This window comes from Croceibacterium sp. TMG7-5b_MA50, assembly GCF_039830145.1.
GTDB lineage: Bacteria > Pseudomonadota > Alphaproteobacteria > Sphingomonadales > Sphingomonadaceae > Croceibacterium.
Genome location: NZ_CP156082.1, coordinates 1,622,428 through 1,641,647, shown reverse-complemented (window position 1 = coordinate 1,641,647; position 19,220 = coordinate 1,622,428). Strand labels below are relative to the sequence as shown.

Below are 19,220 nucleotides of genomic sequence, written 5' to 3'. Positions count from 1 at the left end.
AAGTGCGGGCTTGCGCGCCGCCGGGCAGGGCGCGACAAGCATCGTCCCCTCCAAGGTCCGGGAACTAAAATGCGCCTCACCCTGCTTGCCGCCCCCGCTCTGCTCTGCGCTGCCGTGACCGCGCAGGCGCAGGACGTGCCGGCGACCACCGCCGGGCAGGAGGCGCTGGCGATCCTGACGGAGGCGATCGAGGTGCCCACCGTCGCCGGCCGGGGGGAGGTGCCGCGGCTGGCGGCGCTGCTGACCGACCGGCTGGTCCAGTCCGGCTTCGCCCAGGACGACGTCTCCTTCGTCCCGCTGGGGGAGACTGGCTACCTCACCGCCCGCTACTCCGGGCGTGACCGCAGCGCGGGGCCGATCGTGGTGCTGGCCCACATGGACGTGGTCGAAGCGCGGGCGGAGGATTGGGAGCGTGACCCGTTCACCGCAGTGGTGGAGGATGGCTTTGTATTCGGGCGCGGCGCGCTCGACAACAAGGCCGACCTGTCCATGGTCATGGCCGCCCTGATGGGGCTGAAGCGCGAAGGCTGGATTCCGGCGCGCGACATCGTGCTGCTGTTCACCGGCGACGAGGAGACGCAGATGCGCACTACAGCCGCGGCGGCAAAGGCATTCGCGAACGCGGCGCTGGTGCTCAATGCGGATTCCGGCGGCGGGCAGCTTGATGCCGACGGCAAGCCCTTCGTCTATACGGTGCAGGCGGGCGAGAAGACCTACGCCGATTACCGCCTGACGCTGACCGATGCGGGCGGCCATTCCAGCCGGCCTGACGACACCAACCCCATCGTCGACATGAGCGCGGCGCTGTCCGCCATCGGCGCCTACCAGTTCCCGCCGAAGCTGAGCCCGCTGACCAAGGCCTATTTCGAAGGCACCGCGGCCACCGCCTCGCCCGAGATCGCCGCTGCGATGCAGGCCTATGCCGCCGACCCGGCGGACCAGGCCGCGATCGCCACCCTGTCCGCCCGGCCGGAATATGTCGGCCAGGTGCGTACCACCTGCGTGCCGACCATGGTCGAGGGTGGCCATGCCCCCAATGCGTTGCCGCAATCAATTCGGGCGAACGTCAATTGCCGTATCTTTCCCGGCACCAGCCGGGCGGAGGTCATGGCGACGCTGACGCAGGTGATCGGCAATCCGGCAATCGCCATCGAATTCATCGACAACGGCACGCTGGAATCGATCGAGTCGCCCTTGCAGCCGGAGATCATGGCGGCGATCCGCGCCGCGGTGGAGGAGCGTGCGCCGGGCCTGCCGGTGGTTCCCGGAATGAGCGCGGGCGCAACCGATTCGATGCACTTCCGAGCACAGGACATCCCGGCGCTGGGCGTCGGTGCCACCTTCATCCGGGCGGAGGATGGCTTCGCCCACGGCCTCAACGAACGGCTGCCGCTGGCGACGCTCGACCCCGGCGTGCAGCAATGGCGCAAGGTGCTGACCACCATCGCGCGATGACCGGATCGTTCGTGCCCGCCACCCCCGCCTGGCCCCCGCGCAGCGCCCCGCGCCTGTTCGTCCCCGACACGCTGTCCCAAGAGGCGCCCGTGTCCATTGCGGAGGCGCAGGCGCATTACCTTCTGCGGGTCATGCGCGTGGGCGTGGGCGACACCGTGATCCTGTGCGACGATCAGACCGGCGAATGGGCGGCTCAGGTAACGGACACGGGCAAGAAAGCGCTGGTTCTGACCCCGCAGCATCGATTGCGCGAGCGCGAGGCCGTGCCGGATTTTTGGCTGTGCGCCGCCCTGCTGAAGAAGGACAGGTTCGATCTGTTGCTGGAAAAAGGCACGGAATTGGGTGCTGCGCGCATCGTGCCCGTGCTGGCGCGCCGCTGCGTTGCCGATCGCCTGAATCCTGATCGTGCCCGGGCGCACATCGTGGAGGCGGCGGAGCAATGCGCGCGCACCGCGCTGCCCGACCTCACCCCGGTCACGAAGCTGGATTCACTGCTGCGTGACTGGCCGGCCAACCGCAGGCTGTTCTTCGCGGACGAGGCCGGGGGCGAGCCGGCTCGCGCCAGCTTCGCCGGTGAACCCGGTCCGGCCGCGTTGCTGACCGGCCCGGAAGGCGGCTGGGACGATGCGGAACGCGCGCTGATCCGCGCCCATCCGCAGGCCCGGCCGATCACGCTCGGCCCGCGCATCCTGCGCGGCGAAACCGCCGCGATCGCTGCTACCGCGCTGTGGATGGGTGTGGCGGGGGACTGGTCCTGATGCTTTAGCGCTGGCGCGCGTGTGGCCTTGCCATTAACGGCCCGCGCATGAGCACGCGCACCGCGACCGATGCGGCCGAACCGGTCATTGAAAGCCGCGACGATCTGGTCGCCCCCATGCAGCGCGGGGAGAAGCCGTGCGAGGCGTGGCGGATCGGCACCGAGCACGAGAAGCTGGTCTACGCCACGGCCGACCATCATGCCCCCTCCTATGACGAGCCGGGCGGCATTCGCGACCTGCTGCTGGCGCTGCAACGCTTCGGCTGGACTCCGATCGAGGAGAACGGGAAGGTCATCGCCATGGGCGGGCCGGACGGCACCGTCAGCCTGGAGCCGGCGGGTCAGCTCGAATTGTCGGGCGCTCCGCTGGAGAACCTGCACCAGACCTGTGCCGAGACCGGCCGCCACCTCACGCAGGTGAAGGCCATCGGGCAGGAGACCGGCACTGCCTTCCTCGGCCTCGGCATGTGGCCCGACAAGCGGCGGGGCGAACTGCCGATCATGCCCAAGGGCCGGTACGAGATCATGTTGCGTCACATGCCGCGCGTGGGCACGCTGGGCCTCGACATGATGCTGCGCACCTGCACCATCCAGGTGAACCTGGATTATGGGTCGGAAGCTGACATGGCGAAGAAGTTCCGCACTTCGCTGGCATTGCAGCCGCTGGCGACGGCGCTGTTCGCCAACTCGCCGTTCACCGAAGGCAAGCCAAACGGCTTCCTGTCGTATCGTAGCCATATCTGGTCGGACACCGATCCGCACCGCACCGGCATGATCCCCTTCGTGTTCGACGAGGGCTTCGGCTACGAACGCTATGTCGACTACATGCTCGATGTGCCGATGTATTTCGTGTTCCGCGACGGGCGCTACATCGATGCCGCCGGGCAGAGCTTCCGTGATTTTCTCGATGGCCGCCTGCCCGCACTGCCGGGGGAGAAGCCGACAGCCAGCGATTGGTGGGACCATCTCAGCACCGCCTTCCCGGAGGTGCGGTTGAAGAGCTTCCTGGAGATGCGCGGCGCCGATGGCGGCCCCTGGAACCGCATCTGCGCGCTACCTGCCTTGTGGGTCGGCCTCCTGTACGACGGTGCGGCGCTCGATGCCGCATGGGACCTCGTCAGGCACTGGTCGATGGAGGAGCGGGAGGCGCTGCGCACCGCCGTGCCGCGGCTGGGTCTCGACGCACCAATACCGGGCGGACGCCGCCTGCAGGAGCTCGCGCGCGAAGTGCTGCCGATCGCCCGGAGCGGGCTGGTGGCGCGAGGTCGCCTGAACGCCAGTGGCGACAGCGAGGCCGGCTTCCTTGAGCCGCTGGAGGAGATAGTCAGCAGCGGCAAGGTGCCCGCGCAACGGCTGCTCGACCGGTTCCATGGCGAATGGGCCGGCGATATCGCCCGCGTGTACGAGGACAGCTTCTGACGCCTGCCCGCGCCACGTAGGGTGCGCGTCACCATTTCTTTACCGACGAGGCGCTAGTCCCTCTGGCTATGACGGTCCGCTCCAGTGGGCCCGCGAAGCCGGAGAAGACGCATGGCAAGCCTGCCCGATCTGCATGCTGGCGAAAACGCCGATCGCCGCGCCAGACCGCGCACCGGCCTGTGGCTGGGTGTCACGCTGACCGCCGGCGACAGCGGGCGGGTGATACCCGCCGCCATCCAGAACCTATCCGCCACCGGCTTTCTGGCGCAGCTGACCGACGAAGGCGAGGTGCCAGGCCTGCTGGACGTGGCGCTGCCGCATGGCGGCACAAGGCGTGCCGAAGTGGTCTGGCGCAGCGGCGTGCTGGCGGGCTGCACCTTTGCCGAACCGCTGACCCGCGCCGATCTCAGCGCCGCGCGCCTGCGCAGCGAGATCCGCCAGATGGCGGAGGAACGCGGCCTGCCGCTGCTGCCCGATACTCCGCCGGCACCGACGCCGACGATCGACGTGGCCGATCCCGATTGGATGCTGGACGCCGAAACCGGCGCGCAGGAGAAATGGTCATTGCGCCGCCGCCTGCTGTTCATCGGCGCCTCCGCCGTGTTGCCCTGGGTTGCGATCGGCGGTGTGCTGGTGGCCCTGATCTGAAGTGGGCTATTCCGCCGCCAGCAGCAATTCCCCTGCCGCGACCAGGTCGACGCTGACCAGGCGGCTGACGCCCTGTTCCACCATGGTCACGCCGAACAGCCGGTGCATCCGGCTCATGGTGACGGCATTGTGCGTGACGATCAGGTAACGGGTCGCGGTTTCGCGCACCATCGCGTCCAGCAGGTCGCAGAACCGGTCGATATTTGCATCGTCCAGCGGGGCATCGACCTCGTCCAGCACGCAGATCGGCGCAGGATTGGTCAGGAACAGTGCGAAGATCAGCGCAACTGCGGTCAGCGCCTGTTCCCCGCCGGACAGCAGCGTCAGCGATTGCAGCCGCTTGCCGGGTGGCTGGGCATAGATCTCCAGCCCCGCCTCCAGCGGGTCGTCGGCATCGATCAGCGCCAGGTTGGCCTGCCCACCCTGGAACAATTGCGCGAACAGTCGGCGGAAATGCTCGTCCACCTGCTCGAACGCGGCGCGCAGCCGCTCCCGCCCTTCGCGATTGAGGCTGCCGATAGAGCCGCGCAGGCGATTGACCGCCTCCAGCAATTCGGCCTGCTCCGCCGCGCCGGTCCCCTGTTCGGCTTCCGCCGCTGCCAATTCGTCCGCCGCCACCAGGTTGACCGGTCCGATCCGCTCCCGCTCCGCGCTCAGCCGGTCCAGCTCCGATGCCTGCGCCTCCGCCGCGCCGACATCGGCGGGCGCGAAGGCGAAGCGTTCGGTCAGCAGCGGCGGCGGGCAGCCGAAGCGCTCGCCGGCATTCGCCGCCAGTTCCACCCGGCGCGCGTCCGCGCCTTCCGCCCGCGCCGCCGCACCGGCGCGCGCCTCCCGCGTGGCGAGCAGCGCGTCGTTCGCAGTGGTGAGCGCCTTGTCTGTTGCCGCGGCGGCAAGGGTCGCCTGTGCCAATGCGGCTTCCGCCTGGCCCAAGGCCGTCGCCAGCCGGGTGCGCACCTCCTCTCCCGCGGCGATTTCGCGCGCCAGCGCGGGAGGCTTGGCGGCGATCACCGACCGCTCCTCCGCGATCTCGGCAAAGCGCCGATCCATGCCCGCCAGCCGCTTGGCCGCATCGCCCGCGCGTGCCTGCCACCCGCGTATGTCGGCGCGCCCCGCCGCGACCCGCTCCCGCCGGATGGCGAGGCCCTGGTCATGTGCGGCGAGGGCGGCGCTGGCGGTCTGTAGTCCGGAACGCGCCGCATCATAGCGGCTGCGTGCGGCATCCAATGCGGCACGCCCGGTTGCGGGATCGGGCAGGGCGGCCCTTGTCGCTTCGACGGTGGAGAGCTCGCGCCCGGCCTGCTCGCGCTGCCCGGCCAGTTCCTCATCCGCACGCGCCAGCTCGGCAAGGCGCCCGGCGGACCGTTCGCGCGCCGCCTCCGCCTGGTCGCGCCGGCGTAATGCCGTTCGTTCCGCTTCCGCCGCTTCGCCAACGGCGCGTTCGGCGCCGATCAACGTCCGCTGCAACCCGGACAACTCCTCCGCCGTCCGGCGCTGCTCGGCCTCGGCCCGGTCGGCGGCTGCCCGCAACGGAGGCAATGCGGCGTCGAGTTCCGCCCAGCGGTTCTCCGCCTCCAGCCTTGCCGCCTCCGCCGCGCCTTCGCCGCGGGCGATGAAGCCATCCCATCGACGCAGAGTGCCCGCCAGCGTCACCAGCCATTCGCCGGGCCGCAGCGTGCGCCCGTCATCATCATCCGTGACATGCACCAGCGCCAGCCGCGCCGCGAGTTCCGCCGGTGCGTCCGGCACATGCGCCAACAGGCTACCGGCAAGTTGCGGCGGCGCCTCCGCACCGGTCCAGAAACGCCCTTCGCCCGCATCCGCCGCACCCAGCAAGGCACGCGCATCGCGCCCCAGCACGGCGGCCAGCGCCCGTTCGTAGCCGGGTGCCGCGCGCACCCGGTCCAGCGCGGTGGCCCGGCCACCGGCAGCCTTCGCCGCCTGCTTCGCCCGCGCCTCCCGGTCGCGCTGCAGCGCCTGCCACTCCCGCTCAACCCCGGCGAGATCGGCGCGGGCGGCGGACAGCGCGGCAGCGGCGGCATCGCCCTGCTGGCGCAGCGTGTCCTTGCGCGTCTGCATGTCCGACAGGATCTGCCGTCGCTCCGCCAGCAGGTCGGCAGCCTGTGCCACGGCGTGGAGCGCCGCGGCCAGCGCCGCTGCCTCGTCCGCCTCCGACGGCAAGGCCGCGCGGTGCGACGCGAGCCGCTGCGCTTCTCCGTCCAGCCGGTCTAGCCGCGCGCGCGCTTGCGCCAGCGCAGCTTCCGCCACGCGCCACTCGGCCTCGACTCCGGCGTGATCGGCCAGCGCCTGCGCCTGCGCCAGTTCGGCGGTGCGGGCCGCGGCTTCCGCCTGCTCGACCGCGCGTGCGATGGCCGGGCGGTCCGCTTCCTGCGCGGCCAGCAGCTCCTGCGCGGTGGCGAGGTCCGCCTCCAGCCGGGTCAGCGCCGCGGCGGCATCGCGGGTCAGTCGGTCGGCATCGCCGCGATCCTCCTCCAGTCGGGCATGCTGTCGATCGAGATCGGCCACCCGCTGCTCCGCCGCTTCCAGCTGGCTGGCGAGCGCGGCCATGCGGTGGCCGTGCGCTCCGGCATCGTCGCGCCGGTCCGCGACCTCCTCCCGCGCGGTGGCGAGTTGCTCGGCATGCTTGCGCTGTAGCACTTGTGCCGCGTTCAGCGCCTGCTGAGCCTCCGTCGCGGCGATCTCGGCCGCGGCGGCCTCCCTGCGCGCGCCGTCCGCCGCGGCGGACGCATCGCGCCAGCGGGCGAACAGCAGCCGCGCCTCGGCCACCCGGATCGCCTCGCTCAGGGTGCGGTAACGCTCCGCCTGTCGCGCCTGCCGGCGCAGCGCCCCGATGCGAGTATCGAGCCCGGCGAGCAGGTCCTGCAGCCGGGCCAGGTTGGTCTCGGTCTGCCGCAACCGGTTCTCCGCGTCGCGGCGACGGACATGCAGGCCGGCGATCCCCGCCGCCTCCTCCAGCATCATGCGCCGTTCGGCGGGCTTGGCGGCGATGATCGCCGCGATCCGCCCCTGGCTGACAAGGGCGGGCGAATGCGCGCCGGTCGCCGCATCGGCGAAGACCAGCGCCACGTCCTTCGCCCGTACGTCGCGGCCGTTGACGCGGTAGGCGCTGCCCGCGCCGCGCTCGATCCGGCGCGTCACCTCCAGCGGTTCGCCATCGGTGGCCTGTGCCTGCAGCACCACCTCCGCGAAATCGCGAGGCGGGCGCTGCGCGGTGCCCGCGAAGATCACGTCCTCCATGCCGCCGCTACGCATGGATTTGGGCGAGTTCTCGCCCATGACCCAGCGGATCGCTTCCAGCAGGTTGGACTTGCCGCAGCCATTGGGGCCGACGACACCCGTCAGCCCCGGCTCGATCACCAGCTCCGCCGGCTCGACGAAGCTCTTGAACCCGCTGAGCTTCAGCCGGCGGATCAGCATGGCTGCGTCAGCGGGCGCCCGCGCGCTGCAGGGCGGCGTTGACGCCTTCCCACATGGTGCCATCGACCCGCGCGCCGTTCAGGAAGAAGGTCGGCGTGCCGGTCACGCCCAGCCGATCCGACTGTTCCTGGGAGTTCTGGACGATCTGCTGCACCAACTGCTCGTTGGCGAGGCACTGCACCGCCTGATCCCGGGCGATGCCGCGCGCGGCGAAGAAGTCCAGCAGGCCGGCGCTTTCCGCCACCCGCTGCAGCCGGTCGGGGCCAGTGGACTGCATCGCTGCGGTCACTGCCGCCTCGTTCGCCTGTGCGTTGGCGAAGATCTCGGCGAAGTTGCCCCACGCCTGATTCGCCAGCGGGTGGAAGCTTGCCGGGTCGCCGCCGCAGCGTGCCAGCACCGCGATGGTGAGGTCGAGGCCGTCATGGATCTGGTTGCGGATCTCGTAACTGACGCGGCCGCTGGCGATGTATTCCTCCATCGGAGCGGCTGCCTCCGCCGCGAAATCCGCGCAATGCGAGCAGGTGTGGCTGGCGAACTCGACCAGCTTCAGCGGCGCGTTCGGATTGCCGACCATGAAGCCGCCTTCGGGCGTGGCGGTCGCCGTCTCCGTCCAGCTCTGCCCGGTAGGCGCGGGCACCGCCGCGATCGCATCGCCGCTGGGCAGCGCGGCGGGCGTGTCACCGGTGTTGGAGCCGCAGGCGGCCAGCAACATGGCGAGCGGGGCCAGCATGGTCAGGGTACGGGTGGTCGTCATCGCAGATCCTTGGGCGGAGTAAGGGAGATCAATTCGCGCGATAGCGCGCGCGCAGCTGCGGTTCCAGTAGCGCCCAGTCATGTGTGCCGGCCAGCACCGTGCCGTTCAGCGCGAAGGCGGGCGTGCCGGTGACGCCGGGCACCTTCCATCCTGCTTCCGATTGCGCGGCGAGGCGCGTGGCGACCGCCTCGTCCGCCAGGCACCGATCGGCCGCCACGCGTGAATAGCCGCGCCGCTCGGCAATGGTATACAGGCCGACGTCGCCGGCGATCGCCCGGCGGCGCGCCCCATTGTCGCCGCTGGTCCACCGCGCCCGCTGCGCCGCACTGGCAGCGGTGGCACGCGGCAGCCATTGCGGCTGCGCCAGCATGAAGGCGGCATGGTTCTGCGGGTACTTCGCCGCCGGCCCGCAATTGACCAGCAGCGCCACCGCCAGATCCACAGGGTCGCGCAGCAGGTGGCGTACCTCCACCTTCAGCCGGCCGGGCGTGACATAGCCGGCGGCGAGGGGCGTTTCCGCCGCCCGGGTGAAGGCGGCGCAATGTGGGCAGGTGTAGCTGACATATTCGGTCAACGTGACCGGCGCCGCCGGATTGCCGATGGTGTGACCGCCTGCCTGCGGACTGACGGTGGCCAGCCAGTTGCCCGCCGCCGCCACGATCGCCATCGCCGCAGGCAGCAGCGCGGCCAGCGCCAGTCGGCGGGTCATCGCACCGTACCCTTCGATTCGGCCTGCGCACCCAGGCTGCGGGCGAGACTTTCCAGCACGGTGCGCAATTCAGGATCGGCCACGTCGCGCAAGGTATCGCCCATGTCCGCCGGAATCGGCTTCAGCGACGGGGGCGCGGTACGGCCCGTCGCGGCCGGCGTGGCGGAAGCAGGAATCGCACCTTGCCGCAGTTTCACGCGGGCGACCGCGCGATAGCCGAAGAAGCGGTTCACCCGTTCCACGATCTCGGGCACCAGATGCTGGATGATCGGCGCATGCGCCGGCACCACTACCAATTGCAGCACGCCCTCGCTCTTTTCGCCAACCGGGAAGCGGATCGATTCGGGGCGGCAGACACGCGCATGGCGTTCGCCCACGATCTCCGGCCAGCGAGTGACGACGCTCGCCTGCACGAAGCCGAAGCGGCGGAACGCGGCGCGGCCGATCTGCGGCACCAGGTCGGCGACGGCACGCGCGGGGCCGCCGCGCGGGCGTTCCGGTTGCTTGCCGGTAGAAGATTTGCGGGGGGTGGCTTTGCGTTCCGTCACGCCCGTCGCCATGCCATAGGCGCGGCATGGATGATAGGGCCGCCGCATTGCTCCGCTGGTATGATAGCCACGCCCGCACGCTGCCCTGGCGCGTGCCGCCCGGGTCGGCCGGGAAGGTCGATCCGTACCGCGTCTGGCTGTCGGAAGTCATGCTGCAGCAGACCACCGTGGCGGCGGTGCGCCCCTTTTTCGAACGCTTCACGAACCGCTGGCCCGACGTCGCCGCGCTCGCCACCGCCCCGGCGGAGGCGGTGATGGCGGAGTGGGCCGGGCTGGGCTATTACTCGCGCGCCCGCAACCTGCACGCCTGTGCCAAGGTCGTGGCGGCGCGCGGCGGCTTCCCGGATACGGAGACGGGCCTGCGCGAACTGCCCGGCATCGGTGACTACACCGCCGCCGCCATCGCGGCGATCGTCTTTGGCCGTCGGGCCGTGGTGGTCGACGCCAATGTGGAGCGGGTCGTCAGCCGACTGCAAATCATCGACACCCCATTGCCGCAGGCGCGGCCGGCGATCCGCGCGGCGACCGACCGGATGACCCCGGACCGGCGCGCTGGCGATTTCGCGCAAGGCATGATGGATCTGGGTGCCACGATCTGCCTGCCGCGGAACCCGCGCTGCCTGCTCTGCCCGCTCGCCGACGCATGCCTGGCGCGCGCCGCGGGGCGGCAGGAGGAGCTGCCGGTCAGGGCGCCGAAGAAGGTCAAGCCGCAGCGCAGCGGTATCGCCTGGTGGATCGAACGCGACGGCCGGGTGCTGCTGGTGCAGCGAGCCGGCACGGGCATGCTGGGCGGGATGCGCGCACTGCCGGATGATGGATGGAGCGCGCGGGCGGACGGGTCAGGCCTGCCGCCGGTGCCGGGCGCGTGGCGCAGGCTGGGCGTGGTGCGCCACGGCTTCACCCATTTCGATCTCGACCTGTCCGTCCGCGCGCTGGCGATCGGTACCGCGCAGCCCGCAGGCGAGTGGGTGCCGCTGGCCGAGGTGGAGGGGGCCGGCCTGCCGACCCTGTTCCGCAAGGCGGCGCTGCTCGGCCTAGAAGATGCCGCCGCCCAGCATCAGGCGGATGGTCGCCAGCACGAACACGATCAGGCAGAAATTGCGTCCGCCGTTCCTCGACGACAGCGCTCCAACGACCGCGCCGGTCAGCGCGATGGGCAGCACGAACCAGTTGCCCCAGCCGAGGAAGGGGATGGTTGACGGGATCGCCAGCGCGAAAGCGAACAGGCCGATCAGGAAAGCGAGGACGTTCATGGTGTGTTATGTAGGCAAGACACATCGGTTGCGCAAGCTTGCCGGGCATGCCGCCGGTGCTACGCTTTCGCGAAGGACCTGAAGGATGCTGCCGATGAACGGATCGATCGATCGCCGGGCCTTGCTGGTGCGCGGCGCAGGGATTGGCGCGCTGGCGCTGCTGGGCACCGCGCCGGTCGCACTGCTGGCGCAGGAGGCGCAGGAATGGCCCGCTCTGGCGGCGCTTGCCGAACGCTACGTGACGCAGCGCAAGGTCGCCAACATGATCATCGCCATTGGACAGGGCCAGCAGCCACCGCAGATGATCGAGCGGGGTACGCTGAGTTTCACCAGCCGCGTGCCGGTGGCGTCCGACAGCCTGTATCGCATCTATTCCATGACCAAGCCCGTCACCGGCATGGCCGCGGCCATGCTGCTGGACGATGGACGCATCGCGCTGGACCAGCCGGTCGCCGACGTGCTGCCCGCGTTTACGCAGATGCAGGTGCAGAAGCAGCCTGACGGCGCGGTCACGCCCGACAATCTGGAGCCTGCGACCCGCCAGCTGACCATGCGCCACCTGCTGACGCATACCGGCGGGCTCGGCTATTCGATCGTGCAGCAAGGCCCTCTCGCGGATCTTTACCGGCAGAAGGGGCTGGTGCCCGCGCTGGTCAGCCGGGTCCAGGGGCCGGACAACTTCACCGGTACGCCCACGTCCAGCCTCGAGCGCTTCGCCGACGATCTTGCCACCGTGCCGCTGGTATACCAGCCGGGCGAACGCTGGAGCTACGGCGTGGGTCTCGACCTGATTGGCCGGGTGATAGAGGTCGTCACCGGCACGCCGTTCGACCACTTCCTGCAAGAGCGCATCTTCGATCCGTGCGGCATGGCAGACACAGGCTTCCAGGTGCCGGCATCGGACGTGGCGCGCCTGACCGACAATTACCTGATCGTGGGGGAGACGCTGTTGCCGATCGACCTTGCGGCCAGCTCCATCTATCTCGACCCGCCGCCATTTCCGTTTGGCGGGGCAGGGCTAGTATCCACTCCGCATGATTACGACCGCTTCCTGCAGATGATCGTCGGCGGCGGGGCGATCGACGGTCGACGGGTGATGACGGAGGCGGCGGTCCGCCTCGCCACGGCGGACCTGCTGCCAGACACGCTGGTGCCCGGCGGCGAGTTCGGCGGCGGCGCGGCCGGCTATGGCGCTGGAGGCATGGTCGGGCGCGGGGCGCAGGCGGGGTTGTTCGGCTGGTCCGGCGCGGCGGGCACAATCGGCTTCGTCCACCTGCCCAGCGCCACGCGCCTGTCGCTCTACACCCAGTTCATGCCGGGCCAGGCCTATGGCTTGCAGGAGGAACTGCTCCGCGTCGTCGCTGGCAACCTCGGCCTGCCGGCAAGATGATGGCTGCGCCTCCGGCAATCGGCTTCGCCGGCTCGCCGATGGACCGGGCCGATGCCTTGCGACGCGATCCCGCCGCCATCGCCGCGCTGGCTGCGGGCGGCGATGCGCTGGTGCTGGACCTCGACGGTCTCCTGCCGCGAATAGATGAACGGGATCGGCTGCGCTGGCTGCCGTTGGTGCCTGATGCTGCGGAGCTGGTGTTCCTCGGCCTGCTGGACGGCCGACCGCGCTTCGCGGCGGTGCCGCAGCTTGGCGATGCGCTGCCGCTGCTCGCCCGGCAGGATTTGTGGCACCTGATCGGAGCGCTGTCGGCGGCGGACCTGGCGCTGTATGGCGGCGCGCGCAGCCTGATCGACTGGCACGCTCGCCACCGGTTCTGCGCCAATTGCGGCTCGCCGACCGTGCCTGCCAAGGGTGGCTGGCAGCGTGACTGCACCGGCTGCGGCGCCAGCCATTTCCCGCGCACCGATCCGGTTGTGATCATGCTGGTCGAGCATCAGGACCGCCTGCTGCTCGGCCGGCAGGCGCGCTTCCCGCCGGGCCGCTATTCGGCGCTGGCAGGCTTCGTGGAGCCGGGCGAGACGCTGGAGGAAGCAGTCGCGCGCGAAGTGCGGGAGGAGACCGGCGTCCCAGTGTGCGACGTCCGCTACCTGTTCAGCCAGCCATGGCCATTCCCGTCACAGCTGATGCTCGCCTGCGTGGCACAGGCCACGGACCACCGCCTGACCCTCGACCCGGATGAACTGGAGGATGCCCGCTGGTTCACCCGGGCGGAGGTGGGCCGGGCGCTGGACAATGTGGGCGAGGGACCGTTCGATCCACCACCTGCCACTGCGGTCGCCTACAACCTCCTGCGCTGGTGGACGGATCGGCCGATCTAGTCGAGGCCCAGTCGCGCCAGTTCGCGCAGCAGCTTGCCCGGCAGTACCGCGCCGGCCAGCTCGCCCGCGGCAAGGTCGGGCGGCGCGTCGGCCGCCTCCAGATAGCGCCAGCCCTGATGCGCGCGGCGCGCGCGCGGCTGCACCGGGATCAGCCCGCTCAGCCGAATGGCCCAGCGCCCGCCCGCCTCCGGCTGGTCGAAGCCGGTGATCTCGCTGCGCGCGACCAGCGCATGATCCATGATCCAGAACAGCGATCCGCCGACCATTTCCGTGTGCCGCTTGGGTAGGAACCGGGTGGTGGTGTGGCCGGAGATCGCCAGCCGATCCCGCAGCACATCCAGGTTGGGGCAGGCGAACGCGACCTTGGTCATGTTGAGGGGGGTCATGTTGAGCGGCATGACCGGCAGATAGGAACGCGGCCTAGCCGGTCAATCCGGCGGCGACCGCCAGCCCCAGGAACGCGAAGAAGCCCATGGAATCCGTGATCATCGTCACGAACACGCTGCTTGCCACCGCCGGGTCCTGATCCAGCCGGTCGAACAGCACCGGCACGATGACGCCCGCCATGCCCGCGGTCAGGATGTTGATGACCACCGCCAGCGCGATCACACCGCCCAGTTGCGGCGTGAACACCAGCGCGGTCGCCAGTCCCACCAGCACCGCCACGGTGACGCCGTTCATCATCGCCACACGCAGTTCACGGCCAAGGATGCGGCGGGTGTTCGATTGCGTCAGCTGGTTGGTGGCGATTGCGCGCACCGTCACCGCCATGGTCTGCGTCCCGGCATTGCCGCCGATGCTGGCGACGATCGGCATCAGCACCGCAAGCGCCACCAATTGCTCGATCGCGGCGCCGAACGCGCTGATGATCAGGCTGGCGATGAGGGCGGTGCCGAGATTGGCGATCAGCCAGCGCACGCGTGCCGAGTAGGTTTCGCGCAAAGGCTCGTTGATGTCGCCTTCGCCCGCACCACTCATCAGCAGCGCGTCCTCACCCGCCTCTTCCTGGATGATGTGCACGATGTCGTCGACGGTCAGCTGCCCCACCAGCCGCCCGCTCTCGTCAACCACCGCGGCGCTAATCAGCGCGTATTTCTGGAAGCGGAGCGCGACCTCCTCCTGATCCATCGCCACGGGGATCAGCGTCTGTTCGCGCTTCATCACGTCGGCCAGCGGAATATGGCGCGGGGATCGCAGCACCCACGACAACTGGCAGGTGCCGACCGGGCGGTGGCGGTGATCGACCACGAACACCTCCCAGAACTCGGTGGTGAGGTCCTCGCGCTCGCGCAGATAGTCGATCAGGTCGCCGACACTCATGTGCTCGGGCACGGCGACCAGCTCGCGCTGCATCAGGCGACCGGCGGATTCCTCCGGGTAGGCGAGCGCACTCTCGATCGCGGCGCGGTCTTCCGGGTCCAGCTCGGCCAGAACGGCGCGCTGGTCCTCCGGCTCCAGATCCTCGATCAGCTGGACGGCGTCATCGGTGTCGAGCTGTTCGGCGATGGTGGCGACGGCGGCGGCGGGTAGCGCCTCCATCATCTCGTCGCGGACGTAATCGTTCAGTTCGGCGATGACCTCGCCAGTCATCAGGTCGGTGATCGCCGCGGCCAGCGCGTGCCGGTCGCCCGGCTCCAGCAGTTCCAGCAGGTCGGCGATGTCGGCCGGGTGCAGCGGCTCCACCAGTTCGTAGGCGCGGCCGGTGTCGCCCTCCGCCACCGCCTCCCGCACGGCATCGACGAAGGCGGGCTTCAGCCGGTTGTCCTCGTCCAGCTGCTCGTCCTCGTCGCGCGGGGCGGCGTCGGGCAGCAGGTCGGTATCGTCGGGATCGGCCATGGGCTGCGGTCTATGCGGGCGGGGCACAAAAGCAAGCGCGTGACTTCGCGCGGGCGGTCCCTATATGCCGCGACCAACGCATTTACTGGGAGCAACAGCATGGCCGACACCCTGACCTTCACCCTCGACACCGGCGATGGCGAGGCGCGCGACGTCGTCATCAAGCTGCGCCCTGACCTCGCCCCAGGCCATGTGGAGCGGATCACGGAACTGGCGAACGAGGGCTTCTACGATGGCGTGGTGTTCCACCGCGTGATCGACGGCTTCATGGCGCAGGGCGGCGATCCGACCGGCACCGGCATGGGCGGCAGCCCGAAGCCGGACCTGAAGGCGGAATTCAACGCCGAGCCGCATGTGCGCGGCGTCTGTTCGATGGCGCGCACGCAGGCGCCTAACAGCGCCAACAGTCAGTTCTTCATCTGCCTGGACGATGCTCGCTTCCTGGACAAGCAGTACACCGTTTGGGGCCAGGTGGAGAGCGGCATGGAGCATGTCGACGCGCTGCCCAAGGGCGAGCCGCCGCGCAGCCCCGGCAAGATCGTCAAGGCGACCATTTCCTGATCCCCGCCGGCGCGGGGCGGCATCAAAGCTCCGCGCCTACGACCCAATCGTGGAAAATTCGCACCGGCCGGCTTTCCAGGTCGGCCGGGCGGCAGACGAAGAAGTAGCTGTACGGGCTCGGCACCGGCATGTCGAACAGGCCCGCCAATCGCGGATCGTTCAGCCGCTTGGTATAATCGTCGTTCAGGATGGCGATGCCCAGACCCTGCGCCGCCGCCTCCAGGATCAACTGCCCGGAATCATAATGATCGATGGCGTTAGGCGCCAGGTCGGCGAGGCCGAAGGCGTTCTTCCACGCCTCGAAGCTCAGCGGCATTTCGGTGTGGACCAGGAAGGTCTGCTCCGCCAGCGCATCCATCGACGGCTCGGGGCCGAGCTGTTCGGCCAGCGCCTTGCTACAGATGGCATGGACCGTGTTCTTGCTCAGCTCCACCCGGTACAGTGGCTTGGGCGGTTCGGTGCTGAGCACGATCGCGGCGTCCAGCGTGTCGCCCACCCGCTCGATCGGGTCGGGCTGCGTGTCGATGTCGATATGCAGCCGTGGATGGCGGGTGCGCAGTTCGGGAAGGCGGGGGAACAGCCGCTGGGTACCGAACAGCGGCAGCACGCCGATCCTGAGCCGCAGCAATTGCAGGTTTTCCGACTGCGATTCCACCGCCACCGCCAGCGATTCCAGATGCGGCGCGACCGCGTCGTAGAAGGCGCGGCCTTCATCCGTCAGCTTCATCACCTGCCCGCTGCGGCTGAACAGCTTCTTGCCGATGAAATCTTCCAAATTGGCGACACGGCGCGACAGCGCGCTGGGGCTGAGGCTCAGCTCGTCCGCCGCCGCGCGAGCGGAACCCAGACGCACCACGCGGACGAACGCTTCGAGCGCCCTTAGAGGTGGCAGACGACGCATGACTTCACTGTTCTAAAATTTGCAACCTGTGTCGAGTGGTTTCTCGCAAGTGCAGCATTAACCGGGCATGGATCAGGCGGTTTCCGCTGGATCAAGCTGCTCCTCTGGCTGGTGCAGGCGTAGCCGGGTGACGCGGGTCTCGTCTCCGTCTGTCACCTCGATCCGCCAGCCGCTGCTATGCGTCACGACTTCCCCGGGGGAGGGGACGTGTTCCGCCAGCACTACTGCGAGGCCGCCGATCGTATCGATCGATTCCTCCACCTCGGCGATGCGGGGATCGCCTATCGCCGCGGCCACGTCGTCCAGTTCGGCACGGGCATCGGCGTCCCACATGCCGGCCCCGATCGGCACGACCAGTTCTATCGGGGCATCGTCATGCTCGTCCTCGATGTCGCCGACGATCTCCTCCACCAAGTCCTCGATCGTGATGATCCCGTCGGTGCCGGAAAACTCGTCCACCACGATGGCGAGGTGCGTGCGGCTGGCGCGCATGTCCGCCAGCACGTCCAGCGCGCCGCGGGCCTGCGGCACATATAGCGGCTGGCGCATCAGCACGGTCCAGTCCGCCGGCGGCGTGCGGCCCGCCGCCAGATATCCGAACACGTCCTTGATGTGGATCATGCCAATCACCCGGTCCAGCGTATCGCGGTAGACCGGCACCCGAGAATGGCCATGCTCGGCAAACAGGGCGACCAGGTCGTCCCAGCTGGCATCGGCGGACACGGCGATGATCTCGCCGCGCGGAATGGCCACGTCGTCCGCGTCATGTTCGCTGAAATGCAGCAGGTTACGCAGCATCACCAGCTCGACCGGGGATAGGTCGTTGCGGTCGCCCTCCCGCTCGCCGCTGGCGTTCCCGTCCTCCGCCTCGCTGATCGCTTCCTCGATCTGCGCGCGCAGGCTCAGTTCGCTCTCCTCGTCGAAGAAGGAGCGGATGGCATGCCAGAGGCCGCGTTTACTGTCCGCGTCTCCGGCGGCGGTATTGGAAGGTTCGGGCATTGCCCCGGTCTATTCCTTGCTGTTCTTCACCACCGGCTCAGGCCGGGACGCCCCCATATGGGTCGGCGATGCCCAGGATCGCAAGCGCCTTTGTTTCCAGCGCCTCCATCGCGTCGGCTTCCGCCTCGCCGATCTCGTGATCGTGGCCGGCCAGATGCAGCAGGCCGTGAACGATCAGGTGTGCGGCATGATGGTCAAAGGGGACCCCTTTGTCCGCCGCTTCCCGGGCGCAGGTCTCGTGCGCCAGTGCGATGTCGCCCAGCATCTCGGGCGGGCCGTCGGCGGCAAGGTCCAGCAGATCATCCCGCTCCAGCATGGGGAAGGACAGCACGTTGGTCGGCTTGTCCCGGTCACGCCATTCGCGGTTCAGCTGGTGCACCTCCGCATCGCTGGTGAACAGCAGACTGGCGGACAGGCGCGGATTGGCGAGTTCGGGTGCGATCCCGGCCAGCGCTTCGGCCGCGCGGGCGGCCAGGCCGTGCCAGTCACCCGCCGGCCACGGCTCCTCCACATCGATGTCGAGTTCCATGGCTCAGGCTGCGCCTTCGCCCTCGTAAGCCTCGACGATGCGACCAACGATGGGATGGCGGACCACGTCGCTCGCCGCGAAGCGGGTGACGTTGATGCCTTCCACCCCCTCCAGCCGCGTCACCGCGTCGGCGAGACCACTGGCATTGACCCCGCCGGGAATGTCGACCTGCCGTGGATCGCCGCATACGACCATGCGGCTGTTCTGGCCGAAGCGGGTGAGGAACATCTTCATCTGTTCGCGCGTGGTGTTCTGCGCCTCGTCCAGGATGATGAAGGCGTCGGCCAGCGTGCGTCCGCGCATGAAGGCGATGGGCGCGATCTCGATCTCGCCCGATGCGATCCGGCGCTCGACCTGCTCTGCCGGAAGGCAATCGTACAGCGCATCGTACAGGGGGCGCAGATACGGATCGACCTTCTCCTTCATGTCGCCGGGCAGGAAGCCCAGCCGCTCGCCCGCCTCCACAGCGGGACGGGACAGGATCAGGCGCTGGACGCTGCCGGTGATCAGCTGGCTGACCGCCTGCGCCACGGCGACATAAGTCTTGCCGGTGCCCGCCGGGCCCAGCGCGAAGATGATGTCCCGGCTGGCGAGCGCGCGCATGTAGTCCGCCTGCATGGCGGTGCGCGGCACGATGGTCTTGCGCCGGGTGCGGATGGCGACGGGCGGACCCTTGGCGTCGCCGGTGATGATGCCTTCCAGCACGGGTTCGTTACTCATTCCGATAAGTGATTCGATCACGCCTGCATCCATGACCTGGCCGCTCAGCATGCGTTCGTGCATGGCGGTCAGTACCTGCCGGGCGCGGGCGACATCGTCCTGCGTGCCTTCGATCACGACCCGGTTACCGCGCGCCGCGATGAACACGCCCAGCCGGTTCTCGATCTGCACCAGATTGGCGTCGAACTCGCCAAACAGGCTGCCCAGCATGATCTGTTCGTCGAACAGCACCTCGATCCGGGATCGCCGGGCGGCGTCGCGGCGGTCTTCCGGGTGGAACCCCAGCGGATCTGCACCGGGATAGCCCCCGGTGCGGTGTGCCTTGCGTGCCATGCGCTCCTTTCAGGCAGAACTTGCATTGCCAAGATTATGCCGCCTGCATGACGGTGCAAGGGCACTGCTGAACGAGCGGTGGATTAAGCCGT

General features: G+C 69.3%; 18 protein-coding genes. 8 read left to right on the top strand and 10 right to left on the bottom strand.

Translation table 11 applies throughout. From position 1 onward, the window contains the following. Positions 1-69: 69 nt before the first annotated feature. From V5740_RS07980 to V5740_RS07965, 4 genes are all read left to right on the top strand, one after another. Positions 70-1,455 (top strand): M20/M25/M40 family metallo-hydrolase, encoded by a 1,386-nt coding sequence (locus V5740_RS07980; RefSeq protein WP_347301970.1) that lies wholly within the window; start codon positions 70-72, stop codon positions 1,453-1,455. An 11-nt stretch (positions 1,456-1,466) separates the two neighbouring features. Next, positions 1,467-2,213 (top strand): 16S rRNA (uracil(1498)-N(3))-methyltransferase, encoded by a 747-nt coding sequence (locus V5740_RS07975; protein ID WP_347304472.1) that lies wholly within the window; start codon positions 1,467-1,469, stop codon positions 2,211-2,213. A 47-nt stretch (positions 2,214-2,260) separates the two neighbouring features. After that, on the top strand, positions 2,261-3,631 hold the full coding sequence (locus tag V5740_RS07970) for a glutamate--cysteine ligase (RefSeq protein WP_347301969.1): 1,371 nt from the start codon (positions 2,261-2,263) through the stop codon (positions 3,629-3,631). A gap of 111 nt (positions 3,632-3,742) precedes the next feature. Next, a complete protein-coding gene (locus tag V5740_RS07965) occupies positions 3,743-4,279 on the top strand; it encodes a PilZ domain-containing protein (RefSeq protein WP_347301968.1) in 537 nt (178 codons plus the stop codon). 6 nt (positions 4,280-4,285) lie between these two features. On the opposite strand, the gene smc is transcribed toward V5740_RS07965, so the two are convergent. From smc to V5740_RS07945, 4 genes are read right to left on the bottom strand one after another with little or no spacing between them, the layout of a single operon-like run. After that, positions 4,286-7,714: a chromosome segregation protein SMC gene (smc, locus tag V5740_RS07960; protein ID WP_347301967.1), complete on the bottom strand. Its 3,429-nt coding sequence runs from the start codon at positions 7,712-7,714 to the stop codon at positions 4,286-4,288. 7 nt (positions 7,715-7,721) lie between these two features. Continuing rightward, positions 7,722-8,468, bottom strand: coding sequence for a thioredoxin domain-containing protein (locus V5740_RS07955; protein WP_347301966.1), 747 nt, complete (start codon positions 8,466-8,468; stop codon positions 7,722-7,724). A gap of 28 nt (positions 8,469-8,496) precedes the next feature. Beyond that, positions 8,497-9,177 (bottom strand): thioredoxin domain-containing protein, encoded by a 681-nt coding sequence (locus V5740_RS07950; RefSeq protein WP_347301965.1) that lies wholly within the window; start codon positions 9,175-9,177, stop codon positions 8,497-8,499. Continuing rightward, the gene (locus tag V5740_RS07945) at positions 9,174-9,737 is read right to left on the bottom strand and encodes a DUF721 domain-containing protein (protein WP_347301964.1); all 564 of its coding nucleotides are present in this window, start codon (positions 9,735-9,737) and stop codon (positions 9,174-9,176) included. The genes V5740_RS07950 and V5740_RS07945 overlap by 4 nt, the downstream gene beginning before the upstream one ends. A 14-nt stretch (positions 9,738-9,751) precedes the next feature. Between V5740_RS07945 and V5740_RS07940 the strand changes: the two genes are divergently transcribed. From V5740_RS07940 to nudC, 3 genes are all read left to right on the top strand, one after another. Further along, the gene (locus tag V5740_RS07940; protein WP_347301963.1) at positions 9,752-10,924 is read left to right on the top strand and encodes an A/G-specific adenine glycosylase; all 1,173 of its coding nucleotides are present in this window, start codon (positions 9,752-9,754) and stop codon (positions 10,922-10,924) included. Between the two features lie 148 nt (positions 10,925-11,072). Beyond that, positions 11,073-12,368, top strand: a complete 1,296-nt coding sequence (locus tag V5740_RS07935) for a serine hydrolase domain-containing protein (protein ID WP_347301962.1) — start codon at positions 11,073-11,075, stop codon at positions 12,366-12,368. Next, on the top strand, positions 12,365-13,249 hold the full coding sequence (gene nudC / locus V5740_RS07930) for an NAD(+) diphosphatase (protein WP_347301961.1): 885 nt from the start codon (positions 12,365-12,367) through the stop codon (positions 13,247-13,249). Before V5740_RS07935 ends, nudC begins: the two co-directional genes overlap by 4 nt. Here nudC and V5740_RS07925 read toward each other — a convergent pair. Then, a complete protein-coding gene (locus V5740_RS07925; protein WP_347301960.1) occupies positions 13,246-13,620 on the bottom strand; it encodes a DUF1489 family protein in 375 nt (124 codons plus the stop codon). The genes nudC and V5740_RS07925 overlap by 4 nt on opposite strands. A gap of 49 nt (positions 13,621-13,669) precedes the next feature. Beyond that, the gene (gene mgtE, locus V5740_RS07920) at positions 13,670-15,085 is read right to left on the bottom strand and encodes a magnesium transporter (RefSeq protein ID WP_347301959.1); all 1,416 of its coding nucleotides are present in this window, start codon (positions 15,083-15,085) and stop codon (positions 13,670-13,672) included. Between the two features lie 99 nt (positions 15,086-15,184). Here mgtE and V5740_RS07915 point away from each other — a divergent pair, with 99 nt between their 5' ends. Next, on the top strand, positions 15,185-15,646 hold the full coding sequence (locus V5740_RS07915; RefSeq protein ID WP_347301958.1) for a peptidylprolyl isomerase: 462 nt from the start codon (positions 15,185-15,187) through the stop codon (positions 15,644-15,646). A gap of 22 nt (positions 15,647-15,668) precedes the next feature. Here the strand turns inward: V5740_RS07915 and V5740_RS07910 are convergent, their stop codons facing one another. The 4 genes from V5740_RS07910 to V5740_RS07895 all read right to left on the bottom strand — a co-directional run bounded on the left by V5740_RS07910 (position 15,669) and on the right by V5740_RS07895 (position 19,128). After that, positions 15,669-16,547, bottom strand: coding sequence for a LysR substrate-binding domain-containing protein (locus tag V5740_RS07910; protein ID WP_347301957.1), 879 nt, complete (start codon positions 16,545-16,547; stop codon positions 15,669-15,671). A 72-nt stretch (positions 16,548-16,619) separates the two neighbouring features. Further along, positions 16,620-17,546 carry a hemolysin family protein gene (locus V5740_RS07905; RefSeq protein WP_347301956.1) on the bottom strand — a complete coding sequence of 309 codons (927 nt, stop codon included), beginning with the start codon at positions 17,544-17,546 and terminating at the stop codon, positions 16,620-16,622. A gap of 37 nt (positions 17,547-17,583) precedes the next feature. Beyond that, positions 17,584-18,075 (bottom strand): rRNA maturation RNase YbeY, encoded by a 492-nt coding sequence (gene ybeY, locus V5740_RS07900; protein WP_347301955.1) that lies wholly within the window; start codon positions 18,073-18,075, stop codon positions 17,584-17,586. A gap of 3 nt (positions 18,076-18,078) precedes the next feature. Next, positions 18,079-19,128: a PhoH family protein gene (locus V5740_RS07895; RefSeq protein ID WP_347301954.1), complete on the bottom strand. Its 1,050-nt coding sequence runs from the start codon at positions 19,126-19,128 to the stop codon at positions 18,079-18,081. Between the last annotated feature and the right edge of the window lie 92 nt (positions 19,129-19,220).